Annotated in this window: 25 protein-coding genes; 2 read left to right on the forward strand and 23 right to left on the reverse strand. The window is 38.2% G+C overall.

Going from position 1 to position 24,646, the window contains the following annotated elements:
• Positions 1–11: 11 nt before the first annotated feature.
• The 16 genes from JFU56_RS04970 to JFU56_RS05045 all read right to left on the reverse strand — a co-directional run bounded on the left by JFU56_RS04970 (position 12) and on the right by JFU56_RS05045 (position 16,221).
• Positions 12–2,036: an EAL domain-containing protein gene (locus tag JFU56_RS04970; RefSeq protein ID WP_198436169.1), complete on the reverse strand. Its 2,025-nt coding sequence runs from the start codon at positions 2,034–2,036 to the stop codon at positions 12–14.
• Between the two features lie 42 nt (positions 2,037–2,078).
• Entirely contained in the window at positions 2,079–4,796 is a 2,718-nt protein-coding gene (locus tag JFU56_RS04975; protein WP_242065857.1) for an EAL domain-containing protein, read from the reverse strand.
• Positions 4,797–4,972: 176 nt separating this feature from the next.
• A complete protein-coding gene (locus JFU56_RS04980) occupies positions 4,973–5,617 on the reverse strand; it encodes an OmpA family protein (RefSeq protein ID WP_198436170.1) in 645 nt (214 codons plus the stop codon).
• Positions 5,618–5,637: 20 nt separating this feature from the next.
• Positions 5,638–6,849, reverse strand: coding sequence for a pilus assembly protein (locus JFU56_RS04985; RefSeq protein WP_198436171.1), 1,212 nt, complete (start codon positions 6,847–6,849; stop codon positions 5,638–5,640).
• Positions 6,850–6,851: 2 nt separating this feature from the next.
• Positions 6,852–7,388 carry a tight adherence pilus pseudopilin TadF gene (tadF, locus tag JFU56_RS04990; protein WP_198436428.1) on the reverse strand — a complete coding sequence of 179 codons (537 nt, stop codon included), beginning with the start codon at positions 7,386–7,388 and terminating at the stop codon, positions 6,852–6,854.
• Positions 7,372–7,863: a TadE family protein gene (locus JFU56_RS04995; RefSeq protein WP_198436172.1), complete on the reverse strand. Its 492-nt coding sequence runs from the start codon at positions 7,861–7,863 to the stop codon at positions 7,372–7,374. The genes tadF and JFU56_RS04995 overlap by 17 nt, the downstream gene beginning before the upstream one ends.
• 11 nt (positions 7,864–7,874) lie before the next feature.
• A complete protein-coding gene (locus tag JFU56_RS05000; protein WP_242065858.1) occupies positions 7,875–8,582 on the reverse strand; it encodes a lipopolysaccharide assembly protein LapB in 708 nt (235 codons plus the stop codon).
• Positions 8,575–9,456 (reverse strand): type II secretion system F family protein, encoded by an 882-nt coding sequence (locus tag JFU56_RS05005; RefSeq protein ID WP_198436173.1) that lies wholly within the window; start codon positions 9,454–9,456, stop codon positions 8,575–8,577. The genes JFU56_RS05000 and JFU56_RS05005 overlap by 8 nt, the downstream gene beginning before the upstream one ends.
• Positions 9,456–10,376, reverse strand: coding sequence for a type II secretion system F family protein (locus JFU56_RS05010; RefSeq protein WP_198436174.1), 921 nt, complete (start codon positions 10,374–10,376; stop codon positions 9,456–9,458). Before JFU56_RS05010 ends, JFU56_RS05005 begins: the two co-directional genes overlap by 1 nt.
• Entirely contained in the window at positions 10,373–11,650 is a 1,278-nt protein-coding gene (locus tag JFU56_RS05015; RefSeq protein WP_198436175.1) for a CpaF family protein, read from the reverse strand. The genes JFU56_RS05010 and JFU56_RS05015 overlap by 4 nt, the downstream gene beginning before the upstream one ends.
• A complete protein-coding gene (locus tag JFU56_RS05020; RefSeq protein WP_198436176.1) occupies positions 11,650–12,885 on the reverse strand; it encodes a chromosome partitioning protein ParA in 1,236 nt (411 codons plus the stop codon). The genes JFU56_RS05015 and JFU56_RS05020 overlap by 1 nt, the downstream gene beginning before the upstream one ends.
• Positions 12,885–13,412, reverse strand: a complete 528-nt coding sequence (locus JFU56_RS05025; RefSeq protein ID WP_242065859.1) for a hypothetical protein — start codon at positions 13,410–13,412, stop codon at positions 12,885–12,887. The genes JFU56_RS05020 and JFU56_RS05025 overlap by 1 nt, the downstream gene beginning before the upstream one ends.
• Positions 13,409–14,746 (reverse strand): type II and III secretion system protein family protein, encoded by a 1,338-nt coding sequence (locus JFU56_RS05030; RefSeq protein WP_198436177.1) that lies wholly within the window; start codon positions 14,744–14,746, stop codon positions 13,409–13,411. The genes JFU56_RS05025 and JFU56_RS05030 overlap by 4 nt, the downstream gene beginning before the upstream one ends.
• Positions 14,747–15,565: an RcpC/CpaB family pilus assembly protein gene (locus JFU56_RS05035; protein ID WP_198436178.1), complete on the reverse strand. Its 819-nt coding sequence runs from the start codon at positions 15,563–15,565 to the stop codon at positions 14,747–14,749.
• A gap of 9 nt (positions 15,566–15,574) precedes the next feature.
• On the reverse strand, positions 15,575–16,000 hold the full coding sequence (locus tag JFU56_RS05040; RefSeq protein WP_198436179.1) for a prepilin peptidase: 426 nt from the start codon (positions 15,998–16,000) through the stop codon (positions 15,575–15,577).
• An 11-nt stretch (positions 16,001–16,011) separates the two neighbouring features.
• On the reverse strand, positions 16,012–16,221 hold the full coding sequence (locus JFU56_RS05045; RefSeq protein ID WP_198436180.1) for a Flp family type IVb pilin: 210 nt from the start codon (positions 16,219–16,221) through the stop codon (positions 16,012–16,014).
• 225 nt (positions 16,222–16,446) lie between these two features.
• Between JFU56_RS05045 and JFU56_RS05050 the strand changes: the two genes are divergently transcribed.
• Positions 16,447–17,067: a hypothetical protein gene (locus JFU56_RS05050; RefSeq protein ID WP_242065860.1), complete on the forward strand. Its 621-nt coding sequence runs from the start codon at positions 16,447–16,449 to the stop codon at positions 17,065–17,067.
• A 77-nt stretch (positions 17,068–17,144) separates the two neighbouring features.
• On the opposite strand, the gene JFU56_RS05055 is transcribed toward JFU56_RS05050, so the two are convergent.
• The 5 genes from JFU56_RS05055 to JFU56_RS05070 form a co-directional block, all read right to left on the reverse strand.
• Positions 17,145–18,335 carry a sensor histidine kinase KdpD gene (locus JFU56_RS05055; RefSeq protein WP_198436181.1) on the reverse strand — a complete coding sequence of 397 codons (1,191 nt, stop codon included), beginning with the start codon at positions 18,333–18,335 and terminating at the stop codon, positions 17,145–17,147.
• On the reverse strand, positions 18,332–19,039 hold the full coding sequence (locus tag JFU56_RS05060) for a response regulator transcription factor (RefSeq protein WP_198436182.1): 708 nt from the start codon (positions 19,037–19,039) through the stop codon (positions 18,332–18,334). The genes JFU56_RS05055 and JFU56_RS05060 overlap by 4 nt, the downstream gene beginning before the upstream one ends.
• 405 nt (positions 19,040–19,444) lie before the next feature.
• The gene (locus tag JFU56_RS05065) at positions 19,445–20,404 is read right to left on the reverse strand and encodes a DUF2955 domain-containing protein (RefSeq protein WP_242065861.1); all 960 of its coding nucleotides are present in this window, start codon (positions 20,402–20,404) and stop codon (positions 19,445–19,447) included.
• Positions 20,355–20,474: a DUF2955 domain-containing protein gene (locus JFU56_RS23015; protein WP_306341623.1), complete on the reverse strand. Its 120-nt coding sequence runs from the start codon at positions 20,472–20,474 to the stop codon at positions 20,355–20,357. The genes JFU56_RS05065 and JFU56_RS23015 overlap by 50 nt, the downstream gene beginning before the upstream one ends.
• Positions 20,475–20,527: 53 nt before the next feature.
• Complete coding sequence (locus JFU56_RS05070; RefSeq protein WP_198436183.1) at positions 20,528–21,595, reverse strand: HlyD family secretion protein; 1,068 nt, start codon at positions 21,593–21,595, stop codon at positions 20,528–20,530.
• 105 nt (positions 21,596–21,700) lie between these two features.
• Between JFU56_RS05070 and JFU56_RS05075 the strand changes: the two genes are divergently transcribed.
• Positions 21,701–22,582: a LysR family transcriptional regulator gene (locus tag JFU56_RS05075; protein ID WP_242065862.1), complete on the forward strand. Its 882-nt coding sequence runs from the start codon at positions 21,701–21,703 to the stop codon at positions 22,580–22,582.
• Here JFU56_RS05075 and JFU56_RS05080 read toward each other — a convergent pair.
• A complete protein-coding gene (locus JFU56_RS05080; protein WP_242065863.1) occupies positions 22,539–23,984 on the reverse strand; it encodes a cell wall metabolism sensor histidine kinase WalK in 1,446 nt (481 codons plus the stop codon). The two genes, JFU56_RS05075 and JFU56_RS05080, sit on opposite strands and share 44 nt — an antisense overlap.
• Complete coding sequence (locus JFU56_RS05085; protein WP_198436184.1) at positions 23,962–24,642, reverse strand: response regulator; 681 nt, start codon at positions 24,640–24,642, stop codon at positions 23,962–23,964. Before JFU56_RS05085 ends, JFU56_RS05080 begins: the two co-directional genes overlap by 23 nt.
• Positions 24,643–24,646: the final 4 nt, after the last annotated feature.

The raw sequence follows: 24,646 nt of genomic DNA on the forward strand, positions 1-24,646 counted from the left end.
CCAAATTGAATTTATAACTGCACATTTTCAGTAAAATCTATCTTTTCTATTAGCTTTGGCCTCGAAAAAAAGAATCCTTGTACAGTACTAATTTTCTCTTTTTTCATTAATTCAACTTCACTTTGTCTTTCAACACCTTCGACAACTATTTTCGCCCCTAGCACTCTTACTATCTGGCATGTTAACGAGAACAGCTCCGCTCCAATTTTATTATCAGTATTCATTGTTAGTGTGCGATCAACCTTAACGATATCAAATTTGTATGTAGACAAATAACCTAATGATGAATAGCCAGAGCCAAAGTCGTCTAACGCAATTTGCACCCCCAATGCTCTAAATCTTTTAATTGTTTTAGCTGTATTAAACTCATCTTTAATCAACACATCTTCGGTTATTTCTAAAATGATACTAGAGAAAGGGATAGCTACTTTTTCAATTTTTTCTTTTACAGCATAAAAAAAATCTTTTCGAATAAATGTCACAGGCGATACATTAATTGAAACTGTAATACCAAATTCCTTAATGATCGCGGCGGTTTCAGCCAATGCTCGATGCAATACCCAGAAGTCTAGTACAGATGCCAAACCCACTTTATTAAAATCATCTATAAATATTGGGGGTGTTATTTTACCTTGATTATCTTTATGCCGAATCAAGGCTTCGATAGACACAATATTTTTAGTGAGCAAATCATATTGTGGTTGATAAAATAATACAAAGTCCCCACTCCGTTGCAGTTTATTGATACGATTCTGAGCAAGAATATTCTGATTCATTGCTGGTAGCATGCCACCTATCGATTTACTTTCGTCCAATTTGTCATAATTAAAATAGTTATCTGAAATAGACTTAGAAAAAACCACATTTACCATTTTTATACCATCCATCCGACGAAAAAATGGGTAGTAGATGAAGATACCGCAAATGACAATGACCGCTTGTAATACGACGGCGTTCACATCTCCATCTGTAGATAAATAGCCACTGTATAATGTCGGTGTCATCCAGCTAATTGGAATAGTCACAGGCGCCACTAAACCTAATGTCGTCACTAAATAGGCAAGAGACAGAGACAATATGGGAACCATAATAAAGGGAATGATTAAAATGGGATTAAACATGACAGGCAAGCCATATATCACTAATTCATTAATATTAAAAAAACTAAAAATTAATGACACAGCACCAAGTCGACGATAGCCTCTATTTTTTGTTAATAACATACAGATAACTAAACTCAACGAGTTACCAGCACCACCTATCGATGCATAAGCGGTTAAAAAGAGGTTATTAACAACCTGCTCAGAATGGCACTTAAGCTCTCCGAACTCCAGAGTATTACTACAGACAAGATCTAAAGAAGAACCAGAAAGTACAGCATGGCCATTCATTCCTATGAACCAAAGTAAATTCCGAGTTGTTTCTAATAGAAGCGCATTAGTTAAAGGGTTAATATCATAATGGATAAACCCAGTCACTGTTTCTGTCATCACTAAACAAGACAGGTAAAATGCAGGAAGCCCAAGGATAACAATAACCAATAAGGTGACACCGACAAGGTTTATCGACTGATCTATTACAGAAGGCAGTTCGGAGCGCATAAGCCATTTTTTGCTCTGAATATAAAAGATAAGTTTAGAGACCAATACAGGCGTTAACACTGCAATAAAAAACGGGATATTCATATTAAGCAACGCAGTGCTATCTATATTTTCACACGTATTACATATAATTAAAACAATCACTAAAGATGAAGTAATAACTAAAACACGGGATACGCCTTCTTTTTTAGAAAGAAATAAAGAAAAATAAGTCATCAACAATATCGGATATAACGAGCGTGTACTTTCTGAAACAAGTTCCATAAATAAACTTAATCGATGAATCTCAAACACCTCAAAAAAAGATGATAAAACATCACATAACGCTGAAATAATCGGAATGGGTAATAACATTACAAAGGTATTACAGAGACCACGTAAATAAGTGTTTCTTGATAAATAATCAAAAAACGTATTAACAACATTATTCAACATAATACACAAAAATCTATACCCGTAACTTTAAAAATCAAAATATTAATTGCGACCACTATTTATTAAAGTCATAAAATCTAGAGAGTTGATAGGCTTTGAATACTTCCAGCCCTGAACCTTACTGACACCAAGTTCTAAGACTAAAGATTCATCACGTTCATTTTCGATACCTTCAAACACAATATCATCACTGAAATTTCTTATTTCTCTAATTAAATTTTTAACCGAACCCTTAAACTTAGCATTATTGTGCATTGCATTGAACAAGCTTCTATCTAATTTAATACAGTCAAACCTGAACTCACTAAGTAGTATCATAGATGAATTACCGGTAGTAAAATCATCTAAAGAAATTCTAATTCCAAAGTTGTCTCTTATTTCGGTCATAAAATTAATAACTTCATTTTTATGATCAGATATAATGGATTCAATAATTTCAATTTCTAAATTTTCAATCATACTATTATTACTCAATAGTACTCTAACCTTTGTCTTAAACTTTTCACAAACTATGCTTTCAGAACTTACGTTGACAGAAAAAACAATATCATAAATTTTATTAACATTTATAAAGTCTATCGTTTTCTCAAAAATCAAATAATCTAACTCAGGTATTTTTCCACATTTTTCTAAATATTCTACAAACACCTGAGGAGAATAATGCTGTCCATCGACACAAAGGCGAGCTAAAGCTTCAGCTCCATATATATGCCCGGTATTCAAGTCAAATTTAGGCTGAAAATTAACATCAAAGCTTTTATCTACTACCGCGTTGTTAATAACATCTTTAATTATATTTCTGTCAATATAGTCCTGTACTTCTTTTGAGCTTTCGTAAGAGTAAAATAAGCAGCTGTCATCGAGAGCATTCGCATACATAGCTTCGGCACTCGAAATAAGATCAACTTTAATATCACTGGTCATCTTTCTAATACCACAATTAAATATGACCCTTTGTTCGTCTGAATTATTCTTCAATATCCCCAATCTACATTCAAGTATTTCAACTGAGCTATTTTTTGAAAAAACAACAAAATGATCACCATAAATCCTAAATATCTTATCACCCGATGAAAAACTTTTTACAAGAATTATTGAAAAGTTCTTAATTACGTTATTAGCATATTCAACACCCTCAGCTTTCTTAATACTCTCTAAGTTCGATATACTGATATAAGAAATATAATTATAATTATTTTTCCTATGATATTTTTTCATCACACTCGAATTTAACAACTTTGTGAGGGGATCAACGGTCACTTTTTTATAAACGTAATAAAGATAAACAACGAAAATGATAGATAGTAGAATATAAGAGTAAAAATCTCTTACTCGTAATTCCTTTTTACCATCAATGACAGACTGTAAAGTAAGGTCTCTACCATGTTTTTCGACTGCAACATATCCTGTGTTATTAGATATCTCTATCAGTGAATTAAGAATTGACAATAAAGCGTTACTTTCTGGATGATCTTTAGGGACTAAAAAGACAACGGATTTAAAACCAAGCTGTTCTTCAGTAAAGTTTAATCCCGGATTTTGCGCGAGTAATAGCCCTCCATCTAAATTTGTCGAAATAAATGCATCAACCTTACCTTCCATAAAATATTCGACCATTTCTTCTTGATGTTCAAACTCTATATACTTTTTTGACGGAGAACGTAGATCTGCCGGCATTTCTTTCATTATGCCTATTCGCTTTACATCATTAATTTCAGTATTTTTAAACAGTACAATACGAACCAAACCTAAACTATTAGTTGGCCTGTTCTCGTTCAATTTTTCTTTATCATATATAGCCATCTTTACGTCATCGCCATATAATTTAAAACAGCTATCATCATGGCAATCTCGATCAATAAGATTAATACCATAAACCTCATCTGCAAGATCCCTATACTTGTTAAATATCAATAGGTTGTTATATTTATCGGCATAAAAAGGAAATAAGTGAAAATCCATTAATACATTAATATAGTTACCATTTTGTAACGTTTCATTCGACAATGATAAATACTGGTTATTAAAACCGGTAATTTCCTTCTCCAATTGAGCTTTATCGATACCTTCGATAATGTCATTTATCACAGGTAATAATTTTTTACTTTTGCTTTTTATCACGGCGACATGGCTTCCTATCATTTTCGATATAGGCATTTTAAAATCATGATAATTTGTAATATGGGAGCTACCCGAAACAAATAGCGGTTCTTTATTTAAATCCGAAATAGACTCAACTAACTTTATATCATTTTCAAAACCAATTGATTCTAAAAAAGTTTTGGTCATTTCAATCCAAGCAGAACCTTTTAATGTCGCTATTGATTGTCCCGATTTCAGGCTATTTATTAACGAGTTATTGCTCACTATGTAAGGAGTTTCATCACTGAGGTTTATTGAATAATCTAAATATTGATTTCGCTCTTTCGTCTTAGCAAGATCAAAAATCAAATCCACTTCCCCACGCTTAGCCAGTGCAAGTAATTCAGCTAGGGGCTTTGAAATAATGAGGGTCTCAACGCCTAAACAGTTTTTGAGTGGTTTTTCTATGATTTCATAGGCAAAATCACCATTCGTAACTTTTCTTGTGTATAGGCTATCGCTTACAACACCTATTTTGATTACTTCATTCTGATAAGGAGACATACTCGTTGCAGCATGGTTGCTGCTACAAGTGGCATAAGAAGGGCTTATAAAAATAATAAATAATAGTGAGCATAAGTAACGTAGCTTAAATATAAAAGAAATCGACTTCATCATAAGGGGTTAACTCTCCATTACTCTTAACTTACTAGACCAAGTTTAAGAGTCTATCGAGATTTACCCTTTTTAACTTTAAGTAAACTTAAGCTAATGTAAGCAATACAAGCCTATAGAGAGTTAATATGGCAAAGACTGAGCTGTGTTAATACAAGCACAACTCTTATTAATCGCAGTTAGATATCTGTTAACTCAATATCTACGCGTCTGTTTTTCTCTCGCCCCTCTGGTGTATCATTATTAGATTCAGGATTATGCTCACCTTTGGAATCTAAAGCGATCCCCTGAGGATTAACGCTATTTTCTATCAGATACGTTTTCACGCTTTCAGAACGTTTTATACCGAGTTCGTAGTTATAGATTTCCCTCCCGATAGAGTCGGTATGGCCGATCAATTGTAAACCCGTATTTGAGTCTTTCAGGCTAGTCGCGAGCTCATTTAAAATGTGTCGACTCTCGCCTGTTAACTTATCTTCATCAAAAGCAAAGTTAACGCGAGCAAAAATATCGCCACTACCCTCAGTTAAATCAAGACCACGATTCCTATATAAATATTCAGCGCACTCTTCTTTCAAGCCCGAATCGCGGAAGCTATCTTTCATGCGTTTCAACACATAGTTAGTCTCGCTGTTAGCCTTAACTAACATCATTTGACCTTGCTTTTCGTTAACCGTATTTACCTCGCCCATGTGAACATCTAGTTGATATTCTAGCTGTCCGTTAGAGCAATAAGAGATAAACTCGCTTTGTTTCATCGCCATTGCACTCGCACTTGTACACGCCGATAATATGAATAACGACAACACTATTTTAGATTTCATATATTCCCATTCATTTACAGTTACTTTAGGTGACCGATTTCTTCAGATATTAACTCTAAGATCTTATCTAATATTTCTTGTTCGTTTTCTGCTTTATAAACATTATCAATACCGACACATCGAGCTAATTCTTTATTTTTGTTAATGTCATAATCAAAACCAATAACGGCTAACTTCGCAGAATAACGTTCACCCTGCTCGTTCTTATCTGTTGAAAGCCCACGCTTAATTAATTTGCAATAACCCTTATTATTTAAGGCCTCATGCCGTAGTTTGTAAGTATATGAATCATGACCATCTGAAAGTACAATGAGTAATCGCCTCGGGTTTTTACCCTTTTTTAGCATCTGAGCGCCTCGAATAACCCCTTCATAAGAAGAAGTTTTCCCCGATGGAGTAAACGCCTTAAATTGGCTAATAACATAGTTATAATTATTCGTTAATGGGATGTCGTAAAAGGAAACATCGCTCTCCACAACTGGCCTTCCTTCCTGCCAAAGCTGACTTATCGTTTTATCCACGTTATATATATGATTAGTAAATTTTCTCCCATATCTATCCGCTGTTACGAAATTAAACGGGACAATTCCGACAGCATTTTTTCCGTCAGTGAGCAGATCAAACTTTTCTATCTCTACGATAATACTTTCCATTACGGTTTTAAGTGCATCAATCTTTTTCCTACCATTCCACTGACCCTTCATTGAGCCTGTAAAATCTGAAGCAAATACCACGTCAACGGTTTGATTCACATACTTTCGCGCTTTAGCAGCATGGCCAACAGTGAAGGAATCACCAAAACCAACAATAGATTCATTACCAGGAAACCATGTATTGAGTTTCGTTTTAGCCTCGATACGATACTCATAAAAACGGTTCCTTCCCTTTTTTAACCCTTCACGGCACTCGGGTATATCATCACATGCTAATTTACTAATCTTTAGATATTGGGGTAATATCGAGTCCTGATTATAAAAATAGTTTGAAATAACACGAGTAGCGATATCCCTATTTACTCTTGAACCACTACCAGAAAAATCCGCATCACTGTTGTCAGCATTCTTTGCAGCTATGGTGAGGATAGCGACTTCCGCAGCATCCCCTAATCTGGCTTTACTCTGTAAAGCACGTACACCGTCAGTAGCCAATGCAAAAATACCAAACAATACAGGAACTATCATTGTAAATAGCAGTGCGGCGTGCCCTTGTTGACGCTTGTAATATGCTTTCATAATTATCGACCTATCATTATCGAACTAGATGATACGGTGTTAAACTCTTCACCAATTAATGCCCCAAACCAGTTTTCAGTTCTGTAAACAAAGGTAACGCGGTATATGCTAGCTCTGCGCCCCCAACTCGTCATAACAGCTAAATTAGCGAGAGTCGTCATGTCAATACTGGGGTTGACACCTTGATTGCCTCTATCAAATGAAATGCCTTCCGGCGTGTCATTGCGATCAAATTGTAATGCTTCGATACGCATACCCCATCGCTGCTCATCAAAATTGGGAGACGTTCTACGCATGCTTTGTGTTGCAATCGTGTCTAAAGTAGATATTTCAGCCTGTGATAATTTATAATCTTCATCATACAATTGGGTACGCTCTTTCAAAATATTGGCCACTGAGTAGCTTAATCGGTCCAGCTGTCCTTTCAGCGATAACTTAATAATGACATCAGCACTAAATACAATCAGAAGAGAAAATATCACGCCAACAATTGCAAATTCGACGGTGAAATTACCTCGTTGTTTACAGTTTAAATTCATCACGTTCATACTCCTGTATCACAATAGATTCACGCACTAAGAGTTGATCGTCACTTAAAAAATAGTTAAACATCGGATTGTAATTATACTCAACCCTATATATCGCAATTGCACTATTATCCTCAATACCGCACTCTTTAAATTCACCTTCACCTGGCTGGCAAACTGACGTGACACTCTCAAGTTCCGCCAAACTAGCAATGTAATGAACAGACACTTTAAAATTACTCGTATCTAGGAATTGTGACCAAAGGGTGTTATTGCTTTTTATACTTTGCCTAAACTGATTCATATAGCCGTCTTCATCTTTCTTAACCGAACGTGAAGATTCAGCCAAAGCTAAGTCGGTTAATCCAGATACATAAGACACATAGCTCATTTCAACCCAAACACAAACCAATAACCAAAATGGAAACAACCCGAGAACAAACTCGATGGTCGCGACCCCATCCTGTCTCCTTAATACTTTATTCATATACGGACCTACTATAGCGGTTTCAATTTAATTAATGCGGTGACGATTTCGTCTATTTCATGTTGCGAATAACTGGCCATTAAAATACGTCTAACAGCACTTACATCATTAATTTGAGAGAAAGCGATTATCAAGTTAGTCTTTATTTTTATATCAGTTGGATTTTTAGTATAAAGTGGCATTAAACGCGTAATTGAAGCCTGTGGATGTCCTTCCAGCAAATCTAAAACAGCCAAATTATTTTGGATAATTACATCGTCGTGAAAATGTGTTCTCGAACGGTTAAAATAGATTCTTGATTGTTCGTAGTTATTATTCCCCGCATAAATCAGCCCCATTAAATTTTCAACTTCTGGGTTTACGTCGCTCTTCTCTATTATTTCTTCGCATGTAAGTAACGCATTATCAAAATCTTCACTTTTGTATAGTGCTGTCGCTTTTATTTCTAATATATCGATAGAAACTTCATCTTGTTGTAACAGAGGTTCCAGCGTGAACAAACTTGATTCATAGTCATTAATCGATAAATAAGTATTCGCCAACTTGGTTCTGATATTGTCATTTTCTTCGGACTTTAGTTCAGCCTTATACAGCTCAATCATTTTGTGCTTATTTTGAGTCTGTTCATAAAAATTGAGTGAACTGGAAATCGAATCATTGTTATTAGCGGCACAACCAGAGACAAGCGATACTAATATAATAAACAGGTATCTATACACTTTGCATTAACCTCATAACACCTGGAGCCGCGATTAAGATAACAATCGGAACCATAATAAATACAATCAATGGAATTGACATTTTTGCAGCCAACTTACCAATTTTCTCTTCCATTCCTAACATCTGTAGTTCACGTATATCTTTCGCTAGCGTAGTTAAAATACTGTATATGGATGTACCATATCTAAGGCTTTGTTTAAGGGTGACAACAAAACTGCGCATTTCATTACTTGGTACTAACTCATATAGTTCATCTAACGCTTTTTCCAAACCAACAATCTTTGAGCGCTCATTTGTTTTATCTAGGAAATGGCTAATATCTCGGTCAAATGCAGCCATTTCTTTAGATAAATAACGTATAGAAGACTCAATAGTCATACCTGTTTGTATGCAAACAGCCATTAGATCTAATAAGTAAGGTAACTTGTTTGCTATTTTATTACGCAGCTGTTTTGTTTTTGCATCTATATATAAATCGGGGATGACTACGCATATCAAAACCCATACAGCAACAAATACCACATGTTGAGTTATCTCTATCGACTCGCTCGATAGCAAAAAGTAATACACGCACAATCCAATAATAAGCAACGTGTACTTGACCTTAAGATAATGTTCAGCCCAAGAAACATGATAAAAACCTGCGGCCTCAAATGCATTTTTAGTCGTTTTTTTACGGTCATTTAATGTTTTCTGAATCTGAGCTTCAGCCTTTTTTATATAAGGAACCTCACCTTCATTTAACTTAACAATACTAAGCTTCGACAGCTTGAGCTTCCGCTTCCACAACACAAATGTATAAAAACCAAGTAAACCTACGCCAGCAGTAATTAGCATCAGTAATAAGAACAGCTCATTTTGGCTTCCTAGCATTACTTCACCCCTTTCATTAATGACCAAATGATGGTCATACCGATGAATTCGCTCACCAATACGTAATAAAGAATGGGCTTACCTGAGTCACTAAACATAACAAATTCAAAATTTTCAGGGCTTAGATATTGCAATATAAACAGGAATATAAATGGAATAGCGCCGACAATCTTAGCTGAAGCTCTTGCCTCAGATGTCATGGCATATTTCTTTTTTTCTATCGCATTCGAATCAAAGATCAAGCGATTCAGTCGCGTTATAATTTCTTTAAGTTGACCACCACGCTGCATATTTGCGCGCAACGTGATAACAAAAAACTGGAACGTAGGATATGGATAACGTATACAAGACTTTTGAAAAACCTTATCTGGCGTTTCACCCAACTGAAGTCGTTCTCCCATCAATTTAAATTCTCGACCAACATCATTATCTAGCGACTGTCCAACAAAAATAATCGCGTGCATGATACTTTCACCAGCACTCACTGCACTTGCAAGCATGTTAAGCGCATCGGGAAAAGAAGCTTCAAAGTTATTCTTCGCCCGCTTTGCAAGCCATAAATAGCCAACTAAGGTGGAGACAAGTAACACCGGAGGTGACACAAAAAACCAGTGCGTCCGGAAAAAGGTCATGTTTATAAAGTGTGATAACACAATAATGCTGATTATAAATAGCCCAGCTTTAAAGCTCGCGCCTTGCCCAAGATAGCGCTCTATATTCTTCAATATTCTGTTCGACTTTTGCTTCCAGCTCAGCGCGGTAAGCGAGCTAAAATTCAATGCTTGTTGATTTTCGTCCATCGAACTGACAAGTACTGAACGATTTAAATGTTCCAAATACTTTTTTTTATTTATCCGATTTGGCTTCAATACTAAAAGCAGTAAAGCACCACCTAAGCAAAGGCATAAACTTGCTATCATGCCGGTTCTCCGACCCGAAATGCTGCTGATAGCTTGTCTTCCAAACCAAAAAATCGCGCCTTTTCCACCAACACAGATCGCTGCATCAAACCAGCTGTGATGAAGTTGCCGTTGACCTTTCCACTCTGCCCCTGAGAAATTTTAGGTTGAAAACGAAATATTTCTTCGAGCACAACATTACTGCCTTCTAAACCAACGACTTCCGTTATACTCATGACTTTTCTGCTACCATCATGCAAACGGTTAATTTGAATAACCAAGTCAACGGCACTCACGATCGTTCTTCTAATTGCTTCAAGCGGTAAATTATTGGTCGCCATCATGACCATTGCTTCTACACGTGCAAGTGCGTCCCTTGGCGTATTCGCGTGTAGTGTCGACATTGAGCCATCATGACCCGTATTCATCGCTTGTAGCATTTCAAAGGCTTCTGCGCCTCGACATTCACCAACAATGATCCGATCTGGTCTCATACGCAGTGAATTAATCACGAGATCACGCTGTGTAATCGCACCATTTCCTTCAATACCTGCCGTCCTCGTTTCAAGCCGTACCACATGAGGCTGCTGAAGCTTAAGCTCGGCGGCATCTTCAATTGTCACGATCCGCTCGTTCTCAGAAATAAATTGGGAAAGCGCATTCAACATGGTCGTTTTACCTGAACCGGTACCACCAGAAATCAAAATATTCAAACGACAATGAGCCGCGATCATCAATAATTGCGCCATTTCTGGAGACATTGCACCAAACTCAGCTAATTTTTCCAAGCCGATACTACTTTTTTTAAACTTACGTATCGATATGCATGTCCCATCTAATGCCACAGGTGGAATCACTATATTCACACGACTGCCATCGGCTAAACGCGCGTCGCAAGTTGGCTGTGATGCATCGACACGTCTTCCAACTCGGTTAGCAATACGTTTCGCGATTTGAAGTAGTTGTTCCTCATCTATAAACGACGCAACTGAACGCTCTACTAAACCATTTCGCTCAATGAACACATGACTCGGACCATTGATCATAATGTCACTGATACTCTCGTCATCCATTAGTGATTGCAAAGGGCCTAAGCCATGAATTTCATCAATTAAACTTTTGACAAACTCAGCTCTTATCACAGTTGTAAGCGGTAATCCCTGGCGATCAGCCAGTAAATCAATAGCCCCAGACAACTGTCTCGCTAATTGTTCCTTCGTAAGACTATTGACCGCTTCAGCTTCAAGCGCATCGAAAATTTGCAACCTCAATCTAGCGTAAACCGACATCCCCATTACGATAGCCCTTTGAATAACTGCTTAATTGAAAAGCGTTTAATAGGTACAACCTGCTGGCCAAGGATCAATCCCGTTAGCTTATGTAGATTATTAGACAATGCGGTATTGAGTTGATAAATATGCTTACCTTCGATAATTTCCTTACTTGCACTTTTGTCAAAGTCACACACAATATCGATCTTTTGTCCTAAACATTTTTCAACTTCAGCTCGACTTATAGTGGCAGACACTTCAGGCTTGGTGTAATTCATCACCAAAATACATCTAAGCGGCGAACCTATTTTATCCAGTTCAGCAATAAGGCGACATGCCTCTCTTACACTCGACACACTTGGTTCAATAATTAGCACGAAAATGTCGCACTCCAGAGAAACGTAAAGTAGATCCTTTTTACTATTCACCGAACGCGAAAGATCTTCTAATATAAAATTGTTCTGTTTAGCTAATTCAGTTGCAAAAATACGGATATACTCTTTTAGCTCTAATTCATTTAGTTCAGCGGATTCGATTGATATAACCGACAGCATATCGTTCACTTTCTTCGTCATACTTGTGGCATAACTAAAGTCCATACTCGTTGTTAATCCGCCTTTCTGAACAGAACGTTTTTCAAAGTCAGGGATCCCCAAAAAAATATCAATATCACCACCGGTAAAGTTATGATCGACGATCACACACGAACTATTTTTTAAGTCACTTAAAATTAACCCAACTTCACTCGTTAACAGCGTCGTACCCAGGCCACCTTTAGAACCCCAAAATGCCACTTTTTTAGCGATTCGGTTCTTCCCCAGTCCTGCTTGCTGCTTACGATTTTCGTAAACATGTTTTACAAAATCGACTAGTTCAACTTTCGTAATTGGCCAAAACAGATAATAAAAGCCCATCTGCTTTAAATTTCGGATTGTCGATATAGCGTCCTCACTGCCGATCACAATAACAGAGGCATGATTGGGCAGTAGGTGTGAGATTCTTTCCATATCTTTGGCAACATTTTGACTTCGATTAAGATCAACAAGCACAACTTCGACTGAAGACTCTCTGACATGGCGACGAATATTTTCATCGGAATTCTCGATACTCGCAGGCGTAGTTATGCCTTCAAAACGAAATGCCTCTTCTACCAACTCTTTACATTCGAGTGTTTGGTTAAATAATACCGCTGAAAAAAAGTCTTCATTTCTTACTGTTTCAGCATTTTTTGATTTGAGCAGATCTACAATATCCAGCATTACAAAGCCTTTGATGGACGAGTATCCATTTCTGATTGATTCAATATACTTTCGGGACGGGTCATTGATTTCCAGCGTATTGCGTCTACGGAGCAACCTAAACTATGATGAAAGAAGTCACCCGATTGCGCAGAACGACAAATGGGTACCGTCACTTGATGTCGTGTGACCCTGATAACATAATCAAAACGCTGTTTAAGAGGCTGCTTAACACGTTCAATGCTTATCATAGAGGCTTCAACACCTTGTTCGTGTAATTGAGATTCAACTTTTTTAGCAAATTTATACGCGGTATTATTCGCAACGTACATTTCAACAGTGCCAAATAAAATGTTACCTTTCTGGTCAGTAAGGTACGCATTTAGCTTCTCTTTCACCTCTACTCTGTTGCTTTTATTCAAGTTTAATGACAATGCATAGTGTATTGGTACTATATCGACATTAATACCGCTCGTGACATCGGCACGGTCAGCACAAGCCGTCAGAAACAACATACTGGTCATGATCATTGCTTTAATATGTATCACAGCTTAAAACCTCCATTTGACAGTAACTGTTCGGTCCATTTTTCGCTCTCTACCGAAAACGACTGTTCAACAGCAAAAAAGCGACTTAGGGTTGTTGTTCTATGCATCGTAGGAAGTTGAATTTGATCTGCGCTAATCGGTTTTACAAGATTAACGGTCGCAACAATAACAAGCTCAGTTTTATTGCGTTCAGTCTCTGTCTTTCTAAACAGCGCACCTAACAGGGGAATTTCTGATATCAAAGGGACTTTTTTTAATACTTCTTTATCTTCAGTACTGAGTAGGCCCCCGAGTAAAAAACTCTGACCGTCACCCAATTCAACCGTAGTTTTAGCTCTACGGGTTTTAAGTGCAGGTAAATTGTATGTATTATCTGCAAACTGGGTGTCTAAGTTACTGACTTCAGGTTCAAGAGATAACCTGATCTTACTGTCTTGTAGTACTTCTGCAGAGACGGTAAGTTTGATGCCATATTCTTTATATGTCACCCTCGTACCACCATCCTCATGAAAAATGACAGGTAACTCACCGCCAACCAGAAACTCTGCAGACTCGCCTGAAATCACAGACAAATTAGGCTCTGCTAATATTTGTCCTAGTGAGTCATTCCCTGTAGCCGAAAGCCAAGAGAAAATATCTGAACTAGATCCGGCCGTTAAATTTTTCACAAACTCGCCAGCCGTGAAATTTTGATTTAATATTGAGCCATATTCGACACCGATATGTTCAAGAAAAGTATGTGAAACTTCTGCAATCGATAACTTAACATTGACTTGTTTGGTTACCGCCAACTCAAGTTCATTCAATACACCGGGGTAAGTTTTTTTCTTTATTTTATTATTTCTATCGTATACCGGTATATTTCTACTATTAGGCGCATTTACTGACTTTGATACAAGATTCAGAATCTTATCTAGCACGTCCTGAGAAGACACAATTCCTCGTACCAATACTTGCGTGTCCACATTAGTCAGTGTCACCTTTTGCGTAGGGAACAAATGGCGAATATGATTTCGAATACTAGCCAGATTACGGGCAACCACGATTTTGTAATTCAGTATTGTCTCTCCATCTTCATCAAAAATAATGAGATGTGTTTGGCTACGTTTTTTGGCATAAATAATGGCTTTATGTTTATCGATAACTTGATAATTGGCCACGCTTGGATCGCTAATAAATATGGTGCCAATTTCACGCTTCGTTGTTACTGTATGCGCATCGCCATTATCGATATAAATCCATTTCGCTGCATAAGCAATATTTGGAAGTGTGCTTAAACATAATACGATGATAATTCTCAACAGAACGTGTATATTTAATCTTATATTTCTCATTTATTTTATCACCACATCATCAGCGCGCATTTCAGTTACAGACTTAAAGTCCGGTAATACATCACCAGCGTCAGCCTTTAGATCACCAGCTGTATAGTCACCAATTGACTTGTGTACCTCTATCTCAGCAATACGCTTGGCAACGGTTAACTTAGCAACTTGCTTTCTCGTCAATTCCAATACAATGTCAACATCAGTTGACGTCGTTTCTAACTCGCTCGTGTTGGTAAGCACTTGTTCTACAACTTTAAGTATTTTTATGTGCAAAAGTACGGGGTTAACCCCAATCATTCGTGCAGTCCTTGCAGCAGCGGCTCCAACTTCGATAGTCATCAATGACTGAGGTAATGTTAGCGCCACCAAATCAACATACATGCCATTGCGAACAGCTCCGCCAACGACCGTTTCAGCGGGTACACGTAACACATAAGGTACTCGATTTGGGGCCAATACTAGGTCGATATACCCTTGGTCTTGTGGAGATACCAGCATGTCAGAAAATAGCAGAGTGCTCTTTGATAGCTTTTGACCATAAACAGCGTCCGATGTGAAATTGATAGCCATCTCGGTATCAACCCCATTTTGATTCGCTTCTGTTTCAGTTAAATATCGGATTTCAACATCACTACGCTTTACGGTTTCACCGCGAGCAACTTCTTTTTTTAACCACCACGTTTTTCGCTTTTCTACTAGCGTGTCTTGCTCCTGCGCTTCAATAAGCGGAGCAATAGTGTCGGGGCGACTTAAGCTACCTGCAATACCATACAAACCGATGATAATTAGCCCAACAGCAAGGCTTAAAATGAGTTTAGACTTCACACAACGTTCCTAGATTGATGCCGCGATACCAAATAACGACCCAATACAAATAGCGAAGCCATATGGCACTCCGCGCGTATAGGGTTCTCTTTTGAACCAAGAAAAAAGAATAAGTATTGCGGCTTGTAAACCACCAATAAAAATAATGACCATAATGGTCAGCAGTAAATAATTTGGGGTAATTGCAATTGAAAAAGAAAACAGTAGTTTTACGTCTCCACCCCCAATCATATTGAATCGATTGAGAATAAACCCACTGATTAAAACCAAACTTGAATTAATGATGCTGAGATAATCGTAATTATTAATAAAAATAAGCAAGCACAATACAAATATGCACATGCAATTAAAATTCGATATGTGCCTGCTTTTAAAATCTGAAATACAGATAAAAGCAGATAATGTGGCTAAAAATAGCCACAAATAAAATGCCATCAAATAACTTATTAGTTAGGCGTATTAGCTGCTGAAATATTGCCCGTAATAGTCCCCATTGCTGCAGTCAGTGATTCGCGCAAAGTACCATTGAATACGGCTAATACGATAGATGAGATAGCAACGCCAATAATTGCGTATTCGATAGCGGTAACACCACGTTGATCTGTTTTAAATTCGTGAAGTGCAATAGCTGATTTTACATATAATTTAGTGATCATAGTTTTCGACCTTACAGTAGATGAAATTGATACAGAGAATCTAAAATTGATCTCTTCGATTAAGTTGATTCTATTTAATCAAATAACGAAAAAAATACACACTAAGGAAAACCAAGGGAGTTTAAACTGTTAACACGCAACGCAGCTTACACTTCCTTAAAGACTGGCTGTTACCGGTTACTTACACTTTAGAAGGTATCCACGATTAAAACGCTAGGAGAAATAATGAAACGAGCTTGTTCAATACTAAAATTGATGTTCATCGCATTACTACTGTCTCAGAATACGACTGCTTATGCTGAAGCGATTGAAGGTAAACATTACGATAAAATCAAAGATGATTTCTATGAAGAAAGCCTTGGCGTTGAGAAGTTTTTCTCTTTAACTTGTCGGCCTTGTTGGAAGTTAAGCATGATATTGCCTAATATCAGTAAGCAGAGCCAGCAGCATATATATAAAACACATGTCGTATTTGATGATGTAACGCGATCCGCAGCAACACTGTATTACTCTGCTACAGTTCAAAATAAAGATCTTCCAGATGATTTTATCCGTGAACTCTTTTTGCTTGTTCAAGCATCAGCACCAATGACAGGTAGCTCGGTGGGGAACCTGTTTACCCGTTACCAACTTAACCCAATCAGTCAACTGACAATAGAACAGCAAGCTCGAGTTAATACACAGCTAGCTCGTTCAGAAAGACTGACAGCACAAGCTAACATCATGCAAATTCCAAGCATCATTATAAACGGCAAGTATCAAATAAATATGCGCCCACATAAGTCTATTTCTGAGCTATCAGAAACAATTAAATATCTAGCTGAATTGAAGAATTCTATAAGTTAGAAATAGAGTATTACGCGAAATATCCCTCCCCTCATTTATGATAAAAAGGGAGGGGTGTTTTTTAGAGAGATCACCGTTTAATGGTTCATTACCAGTGTAACCTGCCCACCATTGCTATTATTGTGAAGAAAAACCTTCCCGTTCAAAATCTTAGTTAATTCGAATATTAAAACCAAACCAATACCAAATCCATCTTTGCTTAAGATATTAGCAATATCCCCCTTATTAACGGCTGATATTGTTTTTTCTGAAAAACCCTTACCGTCATCCTTAATTCTCACCACATCTGTATTAGGGTAAGATGTAAGTGAAATTCGAATCGTGTCATTTGCATAACGTTCAGCATTAGATAGAATATTTAAAAATAGAATTTTAAGCAGCTTTTCATCACTTTGGATTGTTTTAGAACAGTTAACTATCTCGAAATTTTTATGCCCTCCAAGCGTTGATATTGTAGATTCCAAAACATCAACCAAATTAATTTTTTCTTTGCACAACACCACTTCTTTATTCAACAGTTTAAAAAGGTGGAGGCTGCTTTCACACAGCGTATTTAAGCTACAAACTTGCGTACCCAAACGCTCTAAAAGAAATTCATTATTACCTTTATTCGACACCAGTATATCGCTGGTTAGCTGAATAGCAGCTAAGGGAGTTCTTATATCATGTGGTAGTGTTGCATAAAGCATTTTTTGTTTAATAATCAGTTCATCAATCGCACTCGCCATCTTATGCTGATTACGTATCAAACTCCGAATCGACTCAGGTCCAGTTTCTTCAACTCGGGTCTTAAACTTCCCGTCAGAATAGCTCTCTGATAAGAAGTGAAGAGACATGATCCCATTACTCCACGCTCGAAGCGATATCAACAAAATCATCAAGGTGCATAAAATTTGAATGGCATCATCTATTAATTCAATTTTCTTTAGCTCCTTCACCACAGGATCATTCTCGTAGGCTTTACTATCAAAAGTCGCTCGAATAAACTTAATATCGTCATAACTGCGTGTAATCGAATGTAAATTGTCCTGTGATAAATTTGTAGCGTAATTAGAGTCTGCATTGCATTGAAACTGCCAGACCGCCGCATCGGTATGAGTATGGTTGTCATGGTTTACAAAACCCTTTATCACCATTTCGACACGGTTAAGGTTAAGCTGGTCTTCAAGCGTTTTCTTTTGAGGGTTTATGAAAATATCAGAAATAATTGAACTGACAATATAGCCCAATATCACGGAAGTAAAGACTTGGGTAATGAATGTTTTCATTGTTTTATCATAGGGTAAGAAAGAAAGAAGCCTTTCGAACGTCGATTTTTTATCAACTCAACACCCGGCAGGTATATAGCAAGTTTTTTTCTCAACGAGGAAATACGCATATATATAGAACGGTCTTCTTCGTGATAACTAAAACCATGAATTTGTTCGAATAATACAGCGACAGATATAGGCTTCTCCGCATCTGACAATATTTCTAATAATTCATATTCCGAGGGAATGAGTTTGATCTGAATTTGATTGTAAAACACACTCGAATGCTGGGCACTGAGATAAAACTGATCACGGCTTAAATTTTCATCTTGTTGTTCGTCAACTTTATTTTCAAATAAATATAGGTCTAGTTGACGCTTGATTCGTTCACTTAACACTTTCGTTCTGATCGGTTTAGTAACGTAATCATTTGCGCCTAAAAGCAGAGAGTTTGTTTCTGTTAGCTCTGTATCGTTGGCGGTCATCATTACTATTGGCGCTTCAAATTTCTGCTCTTTTAACGTTTTAAGCACGCTTAATCCAGAAGTATGCGGAAGCTGTATATCTAGGAGCACAAGTTTGGGTTGTTTTTTAATTATGAATTCTACAGCACCATCACCAGTATCAAGACTGTCGATATCATAACCCTCTATTTCAGAGAGAAAATAACACAACATTTCTCGTAACTGAAGATCATCCTCAATGATTACAATGTCTAGCATATAGTACCTATATTCTTTGATTCGCAAAAAATGGCAGAACCTTTATAGTCATAACTCAAGTGGTTAAAATGAAATAAACATAATCAATATAGAATCAATTAAACAACATTAAATCAACCATTAACCTTATCCAGATTATCTCTCTAACAAAGTAAACAACGCAATGTTTAAATTACATTTATATGATATTTAATAAATACATAATAGTAACAGCATATTTATAAAACAATTAATACCATCAAATGAATAGACTATAAGAAAGCATTCGTATTACATGCTTAATATAAGCACAAATATAAGCAGAAGATTAACAAGAGCTTAATTGTCACACCGACATAACCCATCAATATAATTTAAAACAAATTTTATAAATGAAATACGAAAACCAAGCCACGCTGTTATAACTCAATCATATTCATGCGGTACTTTAATCACTCGAACTAAAAAATGATGGGTAAGCCATATTGCCAGCGATGTGAGGATGACAGCAAAGGTGATAGAGCTAAAGCGATAAACAATAGCGAAAAATGCATCTTGTTGGCCAGGTTGAAAAGTGGTGGTCAGCGGCACACTTAACGCGCTCATGGCCGAGAAACCAAGTCCGCCTTTAACCCCACCTAAAGCCAATAGCCAAGCAAAAAAACCAACAGCGATCGCAAACGCCATCAAAAATAACAGACCATTGTTAGCCCAACTTGATAAACCCAATTGGATCGCCATACCTGCCACACAACCGAGTAATGTACCACTAATGCGAATTTTAGCCGCCGCCATTGCACCGATAAATGTCATTGGCGTAAGCACAATAAAAATAGACGCTTGCGCAGATACAGAGTCACTCAAATCACCAAATTGAAAGATTAAAAAAGCCAACATGGAAATAGTCCACCCCATGGCTGTTTGTCGTAATACGTCGATATGAGCGTGCTGCACAGGTACATTTTTTGGCTGTAATTTCGCAGGTTCAGATTTATACTCTGGTTCATGGTCAGGTTCGCTAAACAAGTAATACGCCAGCCCGCAGATAGGGTAGATAGCCAACGCACTGACCCACAATGTCAGCGTAAACTCTTCACTATCAAAACCAGGATAACTCATAAAGTTAAGCGCAATAGAGCCCACCAGCAAGCCGGTAAAACCAAACAGATAACCGCTTGGTTTAGTCATCGCGATACATTTACTCATAAATAAAATAGCGACAGCGACAGTCATTAACCACGGATAAGGTTGCAAAAATCCGCAAATAAAATTCACTTCCAAACTAACCCAAACAATACCGAGTACCATTTGATTAATTAAGCTGACATTAAAATGATCAGCGCGGGCGATAATAAACGTCGGCAACAATATCGCAAAAAAATCCATATGACCAGCCAAACACCATACTTAAGGCCAAGCCAAAAACACAAGCAAACCACAGTCGCATTGTTTTCATCGTGTTCTCTCCGCTGCACTAAACAGCACTAATAACAGAATTAATCGATATAGTTAGTAAATATAATGCAGTAGACCTGCGAGCTTTATTTGTAGGCTTGCTAGTGTTTGCCACCACACATTACCGGCAGGATAAAGCACGACAGTCGCCCGCGAGCCAACAAACAATTGCACAGGGATGGCCTCTTCACTGATTAAGTTAACCCGAATACGCTGAGCATCACGTACCCAACGGTTACTCACTTCTACTGATGTTAACTTACCACTGGCAGTTTGCTGTGCAGACGCCACGCCAAAGTCACGACTACCGATGGCGAAATCAAATACTTGACCAGGTAGCGCATCATAAGTGACATAAGCTGCCGATGTGTTACTAATCAGCGCCGTGGCCTTCTCACGAAAATCCGCCGCCACCCACAATGAATCACTGGAAATAAACGTCAGCATAGGTAGGTTCGCGGTTGCCATCGCTCCTACTTCCAATTGCAGATTAGAGATCACGCCAGCGTTAGGCGCATAAATGTGGGTGTGCGATAAATCGAGCTCCGCTTGCGCAAGATTATTTTTAGCTGCCATCACCAACGAGCTCTCACCAATTCCCGATCCCAATTGGGCTTTGATCGCGAATGTTTGTTGTTCAGCCGCATGCAGTGTTGAACGGGAAGCTTGATATTTTGCATAAGCACTATCCTGCATCGACGTTGATACCAGGTGTTTTTTCGCCAGCTTGCTAATACGTTGATATTCTGCGGCAGCATTGTTATAAGTTGCTTTACTGCTAGCGGTATTCGCTATGGCCGCTTCGACCTGAGCATACAAGGATTTTTCTTGCTCATACGCTTGTTGCAACGCCACTTTCGCCTTGTTAACCGCAAGCGTGTATCTGCTATTATTAATCGTAAATAGCAATTCCCCTTTATCAACATGTTGATTATTACGGATCGCAACATCTGTAATTGGCCCTGATACTTCCGGTGCTAATTGCACTACATAACCATACACTCGACTCTCAGTCGTTAACGGAACGTATCTATCCGCCACGATGATGTAAGCCATAAAGACAATAAACAAGACGATAAGACGGCGCATCCAACGATGAAAAGTGGACTGGGTATGAGACATTTAAATTTCCGATGACGAATAAAACAGTGAGAGATTATAGAAATATTCGACTTGATTAAATACAATGATTAATATGGCACTTGCGTCTCATAAATAGGACGATTAATGAAAATAGCAATGAAAGCATCGATGGATGATCTGTACTTATTCATATTAACGGTAAGACATGGCGGTATCAGCGCTGCGGCACAAGCGCATGGGTTGCAACGTTCTAAGGTCAGTCGCCGATTACAAGAATTAGAGAAAGCGCTAGGCTGCCAGTTACTTATCCGCACAACTCGACAGATCGAGATGACCGAACATGGTCGCTTGCTGTATCAACACATTAACCAGCCATTGAGCGACGTAAATCAAGCCATCTCGCTGCTTAAAAACCAACAGCAAAGTCTGCAAGGAGTATTGCGCATTGCCGTACCTGCAGCGTTTATTGCTTCAACCCTGTTTGCTGAATTGCTCGATGATTATGCGCGCCAATTTCCAGATATCACCTTAGAAATTATTCACCGGCATGAAAGTGTCGATCTAAAACGAGAAAATATCGACCTGCAACTACTGCCCGATGTCGTCGATATTATTAATGAAGATTATGTGCAGCAAGTCTTTTTCCCATCAAAAAAAGGCCTATTTTGTTCACCACATTACCTGACAATTCATCCGCAACCGCAATGTCTGAACGACCTGTTTGAGCATGCCATTTTAACCAGTCGTTATGATTCAAGTATCCTGCCTGAAGGATTAACGATACGTCTAGTATCGGAAGATCTTGGGTTAGTAAATAAGATGGCACAATCGGGACATGGTATTGCATTACTGCCGATGATTTTAGTGCAGCAACAACTTGCACAAGGCGAATTAGTTCATTTACTACCTGATATTTATCAGTCCGAAATTGCCATGACCCTGGTGTATTCTTCACGTCAATTTTTACCCGAGAAAACCCGCGTCATGATCCATTTACTGCGCGATAAATTTTTGAATCATCCATAATAACTTCGAGCTTAATGGTAAAAACACTGCCTTTACCAAGTTCAGATTCAAGCGATAGCGTCCCCCCTATATTACTCAACATCGCCAACGCCAGCGAAAGTCCCAGTCCGTAACCGTCGGTATTACTGCGACTGGGGTCTACTCGATACAGGCGCTTAAACACCAACTCCTGATGCTCACGGGCAATACCGACGCCACTATCAATGACTTGAATTTGGATTCTGCCATCTTGTTGCATCGAAGACGTGAGCATGATCTCGCCACCAGCATCAGTATATTTCAGGGCATTATCGACCAAATTAACCAGTACTTGTGTCAGCTTGTCCGCATCTGAATCAATTATCATCCCCGCGGGAGTCACACAACTAACCGTAATGTTTTTTTCCTCTGCAATCCCTTCATACCAGTGCGCGACACGGGAAATAACAGCATTAATATCAGTAGGTACACATTGGATTTGTCGTTTTTCAGTCAGCTCATCATTCAATTTCATCAAAGCTTTGAGCATATTACTTGCCTGTTCGGCATGCTCAGCGCAATCACTCAACGCATTGGCCATTTCCATCTCTGCTTTTTCTTTATGTTGATGAAAACCCAATAATGCACTTTCTGAAGCAAGGGTAATACGTGCAAGCGGTGTCCTTATATCATGCGCAATCGCATCGACGGTAGTATCCATGGTCACAATCACCTGGTGTAATCTCGATATGGCCAAGTGTACACTCTGGTTAATGGCGTCAAGCCCATTGTTATGGTCGCGCTCACGGTATGCTGAAAATGAATCTAACGAACCTGCACTCAATTTATCCAATTGCTCACCCAAAATCACCAAAGGTGACATGGTATTTTTAATTAACCGACGGATAAACACTGAGGTAAAAATCACCAGTATGATCAAGGCAAAAAAAGTCATCGACCATTGTCGTACTACGCTCGGATAGCGGGCTTTATTATCCAGCAATAATACAAAGTCCTGTGCATTGCCTTGCATTTTCAGCGCGATATACGGTTCCATGATAAAGGCTGTAAACCACCATTTATCATTCGGTAAGTAATAGTTCAAATTAAGGTCAGCAGGTAAGTTAGCGTCTCCGGCGATAAACAACACCGACTCAGATGGCGTAACAGAAAACGCAGCAATATTATTGTCAATCAAGCGTTGTGGATTGCCACTCAGTACATGGATCAGTTTTTCATCAGACTCAAATTTAATAATTCGTTGATACTCAATCGACAATGAATTAAGGATCTTTTTTTCTGTTTTATAAAGGTCATAAAAAAACAGGACGCCGACAACGATTTCAATCAATACTAAACAGCTCAACAATATCGTCATAAACCGCAAGAACAGCTGACGCTGTGTACTTGCTAATGCCTGCTCAACACTCTGATTTGAGGACATAGCCGACTCCTCTTATCGTGTGGATCAAAGGCTGTTTAAAGTCCTTGTCGACCTTACTCCTCAAGCGACACACCAGTACATCCACAACATTGGTTTGCGGATCAAACTGATAACCCCAGATTTGCTCCAAAATAACCATTTTAGATAACACCGTTTCTGGTTTTTGTAACAACAGCGTGATGAGCGAAAACTCACGCTGGTTCAGATTAATCAGTTGGTCATCGCGATATAACGTGCGCTTTAACTGATCTAGTTTCAAGTCACCATAACAGAGCTGATGCGCAGGTGCTGCTTGTGCCCTTTCTCGACGCGTTAAAATTTGGCAACGTGCAGACAATTCAGAAAATGAAAATGGTTTCACTAAATAATCATCAGCCCCAGATTGCAGTCCGAGCACGCGCTCTTCTACGGAATGCTTAGCACTGAGTATGATAACAGGCGTGCCATACCCCAATCCTCTCAGTTCCGCCAAAACTTCAAGTCCGTCTTTTTTGGGCAGCATGATATCTAATACGATGACATCATAATGCTCTGTTGTCGCTAAATGGAGACCGTCGATACCATCACCTGCATGCATCACGGTATAACCCTCCTGACGAAACCCTTGAGTCAGAAAACGGGTTATATGGAGATCATCTTCAATCAGTAAAACGTGCACGTAA

This window comes from Moritella sp. F3 (assembly GCF_015082335.1).
Taxonomy (GTDB): Bacteria; Pseudomonadota; Gammaproteobacteria; order Enterobacterales; family Moritellaceae; genus Moritella.

Excerpts from the sequence above, each read along its gene's own strand:
- JFU56_RS04985 (WP_198436171.1), bottom strand. The coding sequence starts at position 6,849 with ATGAAAGCATATTACAAGCGTCAACAAGGGCACGCCGCACTGCTATTT.
- JFU56_RS05075 (WP_242065862.1), top strand. The coding sequence starts at position 21,701 with ATGAAAATAGCAATGAAAGCATCGATGGATGATCTGTACTTATTCATA.
- tadF (WP_198436428.1), bottom strand. The coding sequence starts at position 7,388 with ATGAATTTAAACTGTAAACAACGAGGTAATTTCACCGTCGAATTTGCA.
- JFU56_RS05005 (WP_198436173.1), bottom strand. The coding sequence starts at position 9,456 with ATGCTAGGAAGCCAAAATGAGCTGTTCTTATTACTGATGCTAATTACT.
- JFU56_RS05065 (WP_242065861.1), bottom strand. The coding sequence starts at position 20,404 with ATGGATTTTTTTGCGATATTGTTGCCGACGTTTATTATCGCCCGCGCT.
- JFU56_RS05015 (WP_198436175.1), bottom strand. The coding sequence starts at position 11,650 with ATGGGGATGTCGGTTTACGCTAGATTGAGGTTGCAAATTTTCGATGCG.
- JFU56_RS05040 (WP_198436179.1), bottom strand. The coding sequence starts at position 16,000 with ATGGCATTTTATTTGTGGCTATTTTTAGCCACATTATCTGCTTTTATC.
- JFU56_RS05060 (WP_198436182.1), bottom strand. The coding sequence starts at position 19,039 with ATGCTAGACATTGTAATCATTGAGGATGATCTTCAGTTACGAGAAATG.
- JFU56_RS05020 (WP_198436176.1), bottom strand. The coding sequence starts at position 12,885 with ATGCTGGATATTGTAGATCTGCTCAAATCAAAAAATGCTGAAACAGTA.
- JFU56_RS05080 (WP_242065863.1), bottom strand. The coding sequence starts at position 23,984 with ATGTCCTCAAATCAGAGTGTTGAGCAGGCATTAGCAAGTACACAGCGT.
- JFU56_RS23015 (WP_306341623.1), bottom strand. The coding sequence starts at position 20,474 with ATGAAAACAATGCGACTGTGGTTTGCTTGTGTTTTTGGCTTGGCCTTA.
- JFU56_RS04975 (WP_242065857.1), bottom strand. The coding sequence starts at position 4,796 with ATGATGAAGTCGATTTCTTTTATATTTAAGCTACGTTACTTATGCTCA.
- JFU56_RS05030 (WP_198436177.1), bottom strand. The coding sequence starts at position 14,746 with ATGAGAAATATAAGATTAAATATACACGTTCTGTTGAGAATTATCATC.
- JFU56_RS04970 (WP_198436169.1), bottom strand. The coding sequence starts at position 2,036 with ATGTTGAATAATGTTGTTAATACGTTTTTTGATTATTTATCAAGAAAC.
- JFU56_RS04995 (WP_198436172.1), bottom strand. The coding sequence starts at position 7,863 with ATGAATAAAGTATTAAGGAGACAGGATGGGGTCGCGACCATCGAGTTT.
- JFU56_RS05050 (WP_242065860.1), top strand. The coding sequence starts at position 16,447 with ATGAAACGAGCTTGTTCAATACTAAAATTGATGTTCATCGCATTACTA.
- JFU56_RS05045 (WP_198436180.1), bottom strand. The coding sequence starts at position 16,221 with ATGATCACTAAATTATATGTAAAATCAGCTATTGCACTTCACGAATTT.
- JFU56_RS05070 (WP_198436183.1), bottom strand. The coding sequence starts at position 21,595 with ATGTCTCATACCCAGTCCACTTTTCATCGTTGGATGCGCCGTCTTATC.
- JFU56_RS04980 (WP_198436170.1), bottom strand. The coding sequence starts at position 5,617 with ATGAAATCTAAAATAGTGTTGTCGTTATTCATATTATCGGCGTGTACA.
- JFU56_RS05010 (WP_198436174.1), bottom strand. The coding sequence starts at position 10,376 with ATGATAGCAAGTTTATGCCTTTGCTTAGGTGGTGCTTTACTGCTTTTA.
- JFU56_RS05055 (WP_198436181.1), bottom strand. The coding sequence starts at position 18,335 with ATGAAAACATTCATTACCCAAGTCTTTACTTCCGTGATATTGGGCTAT.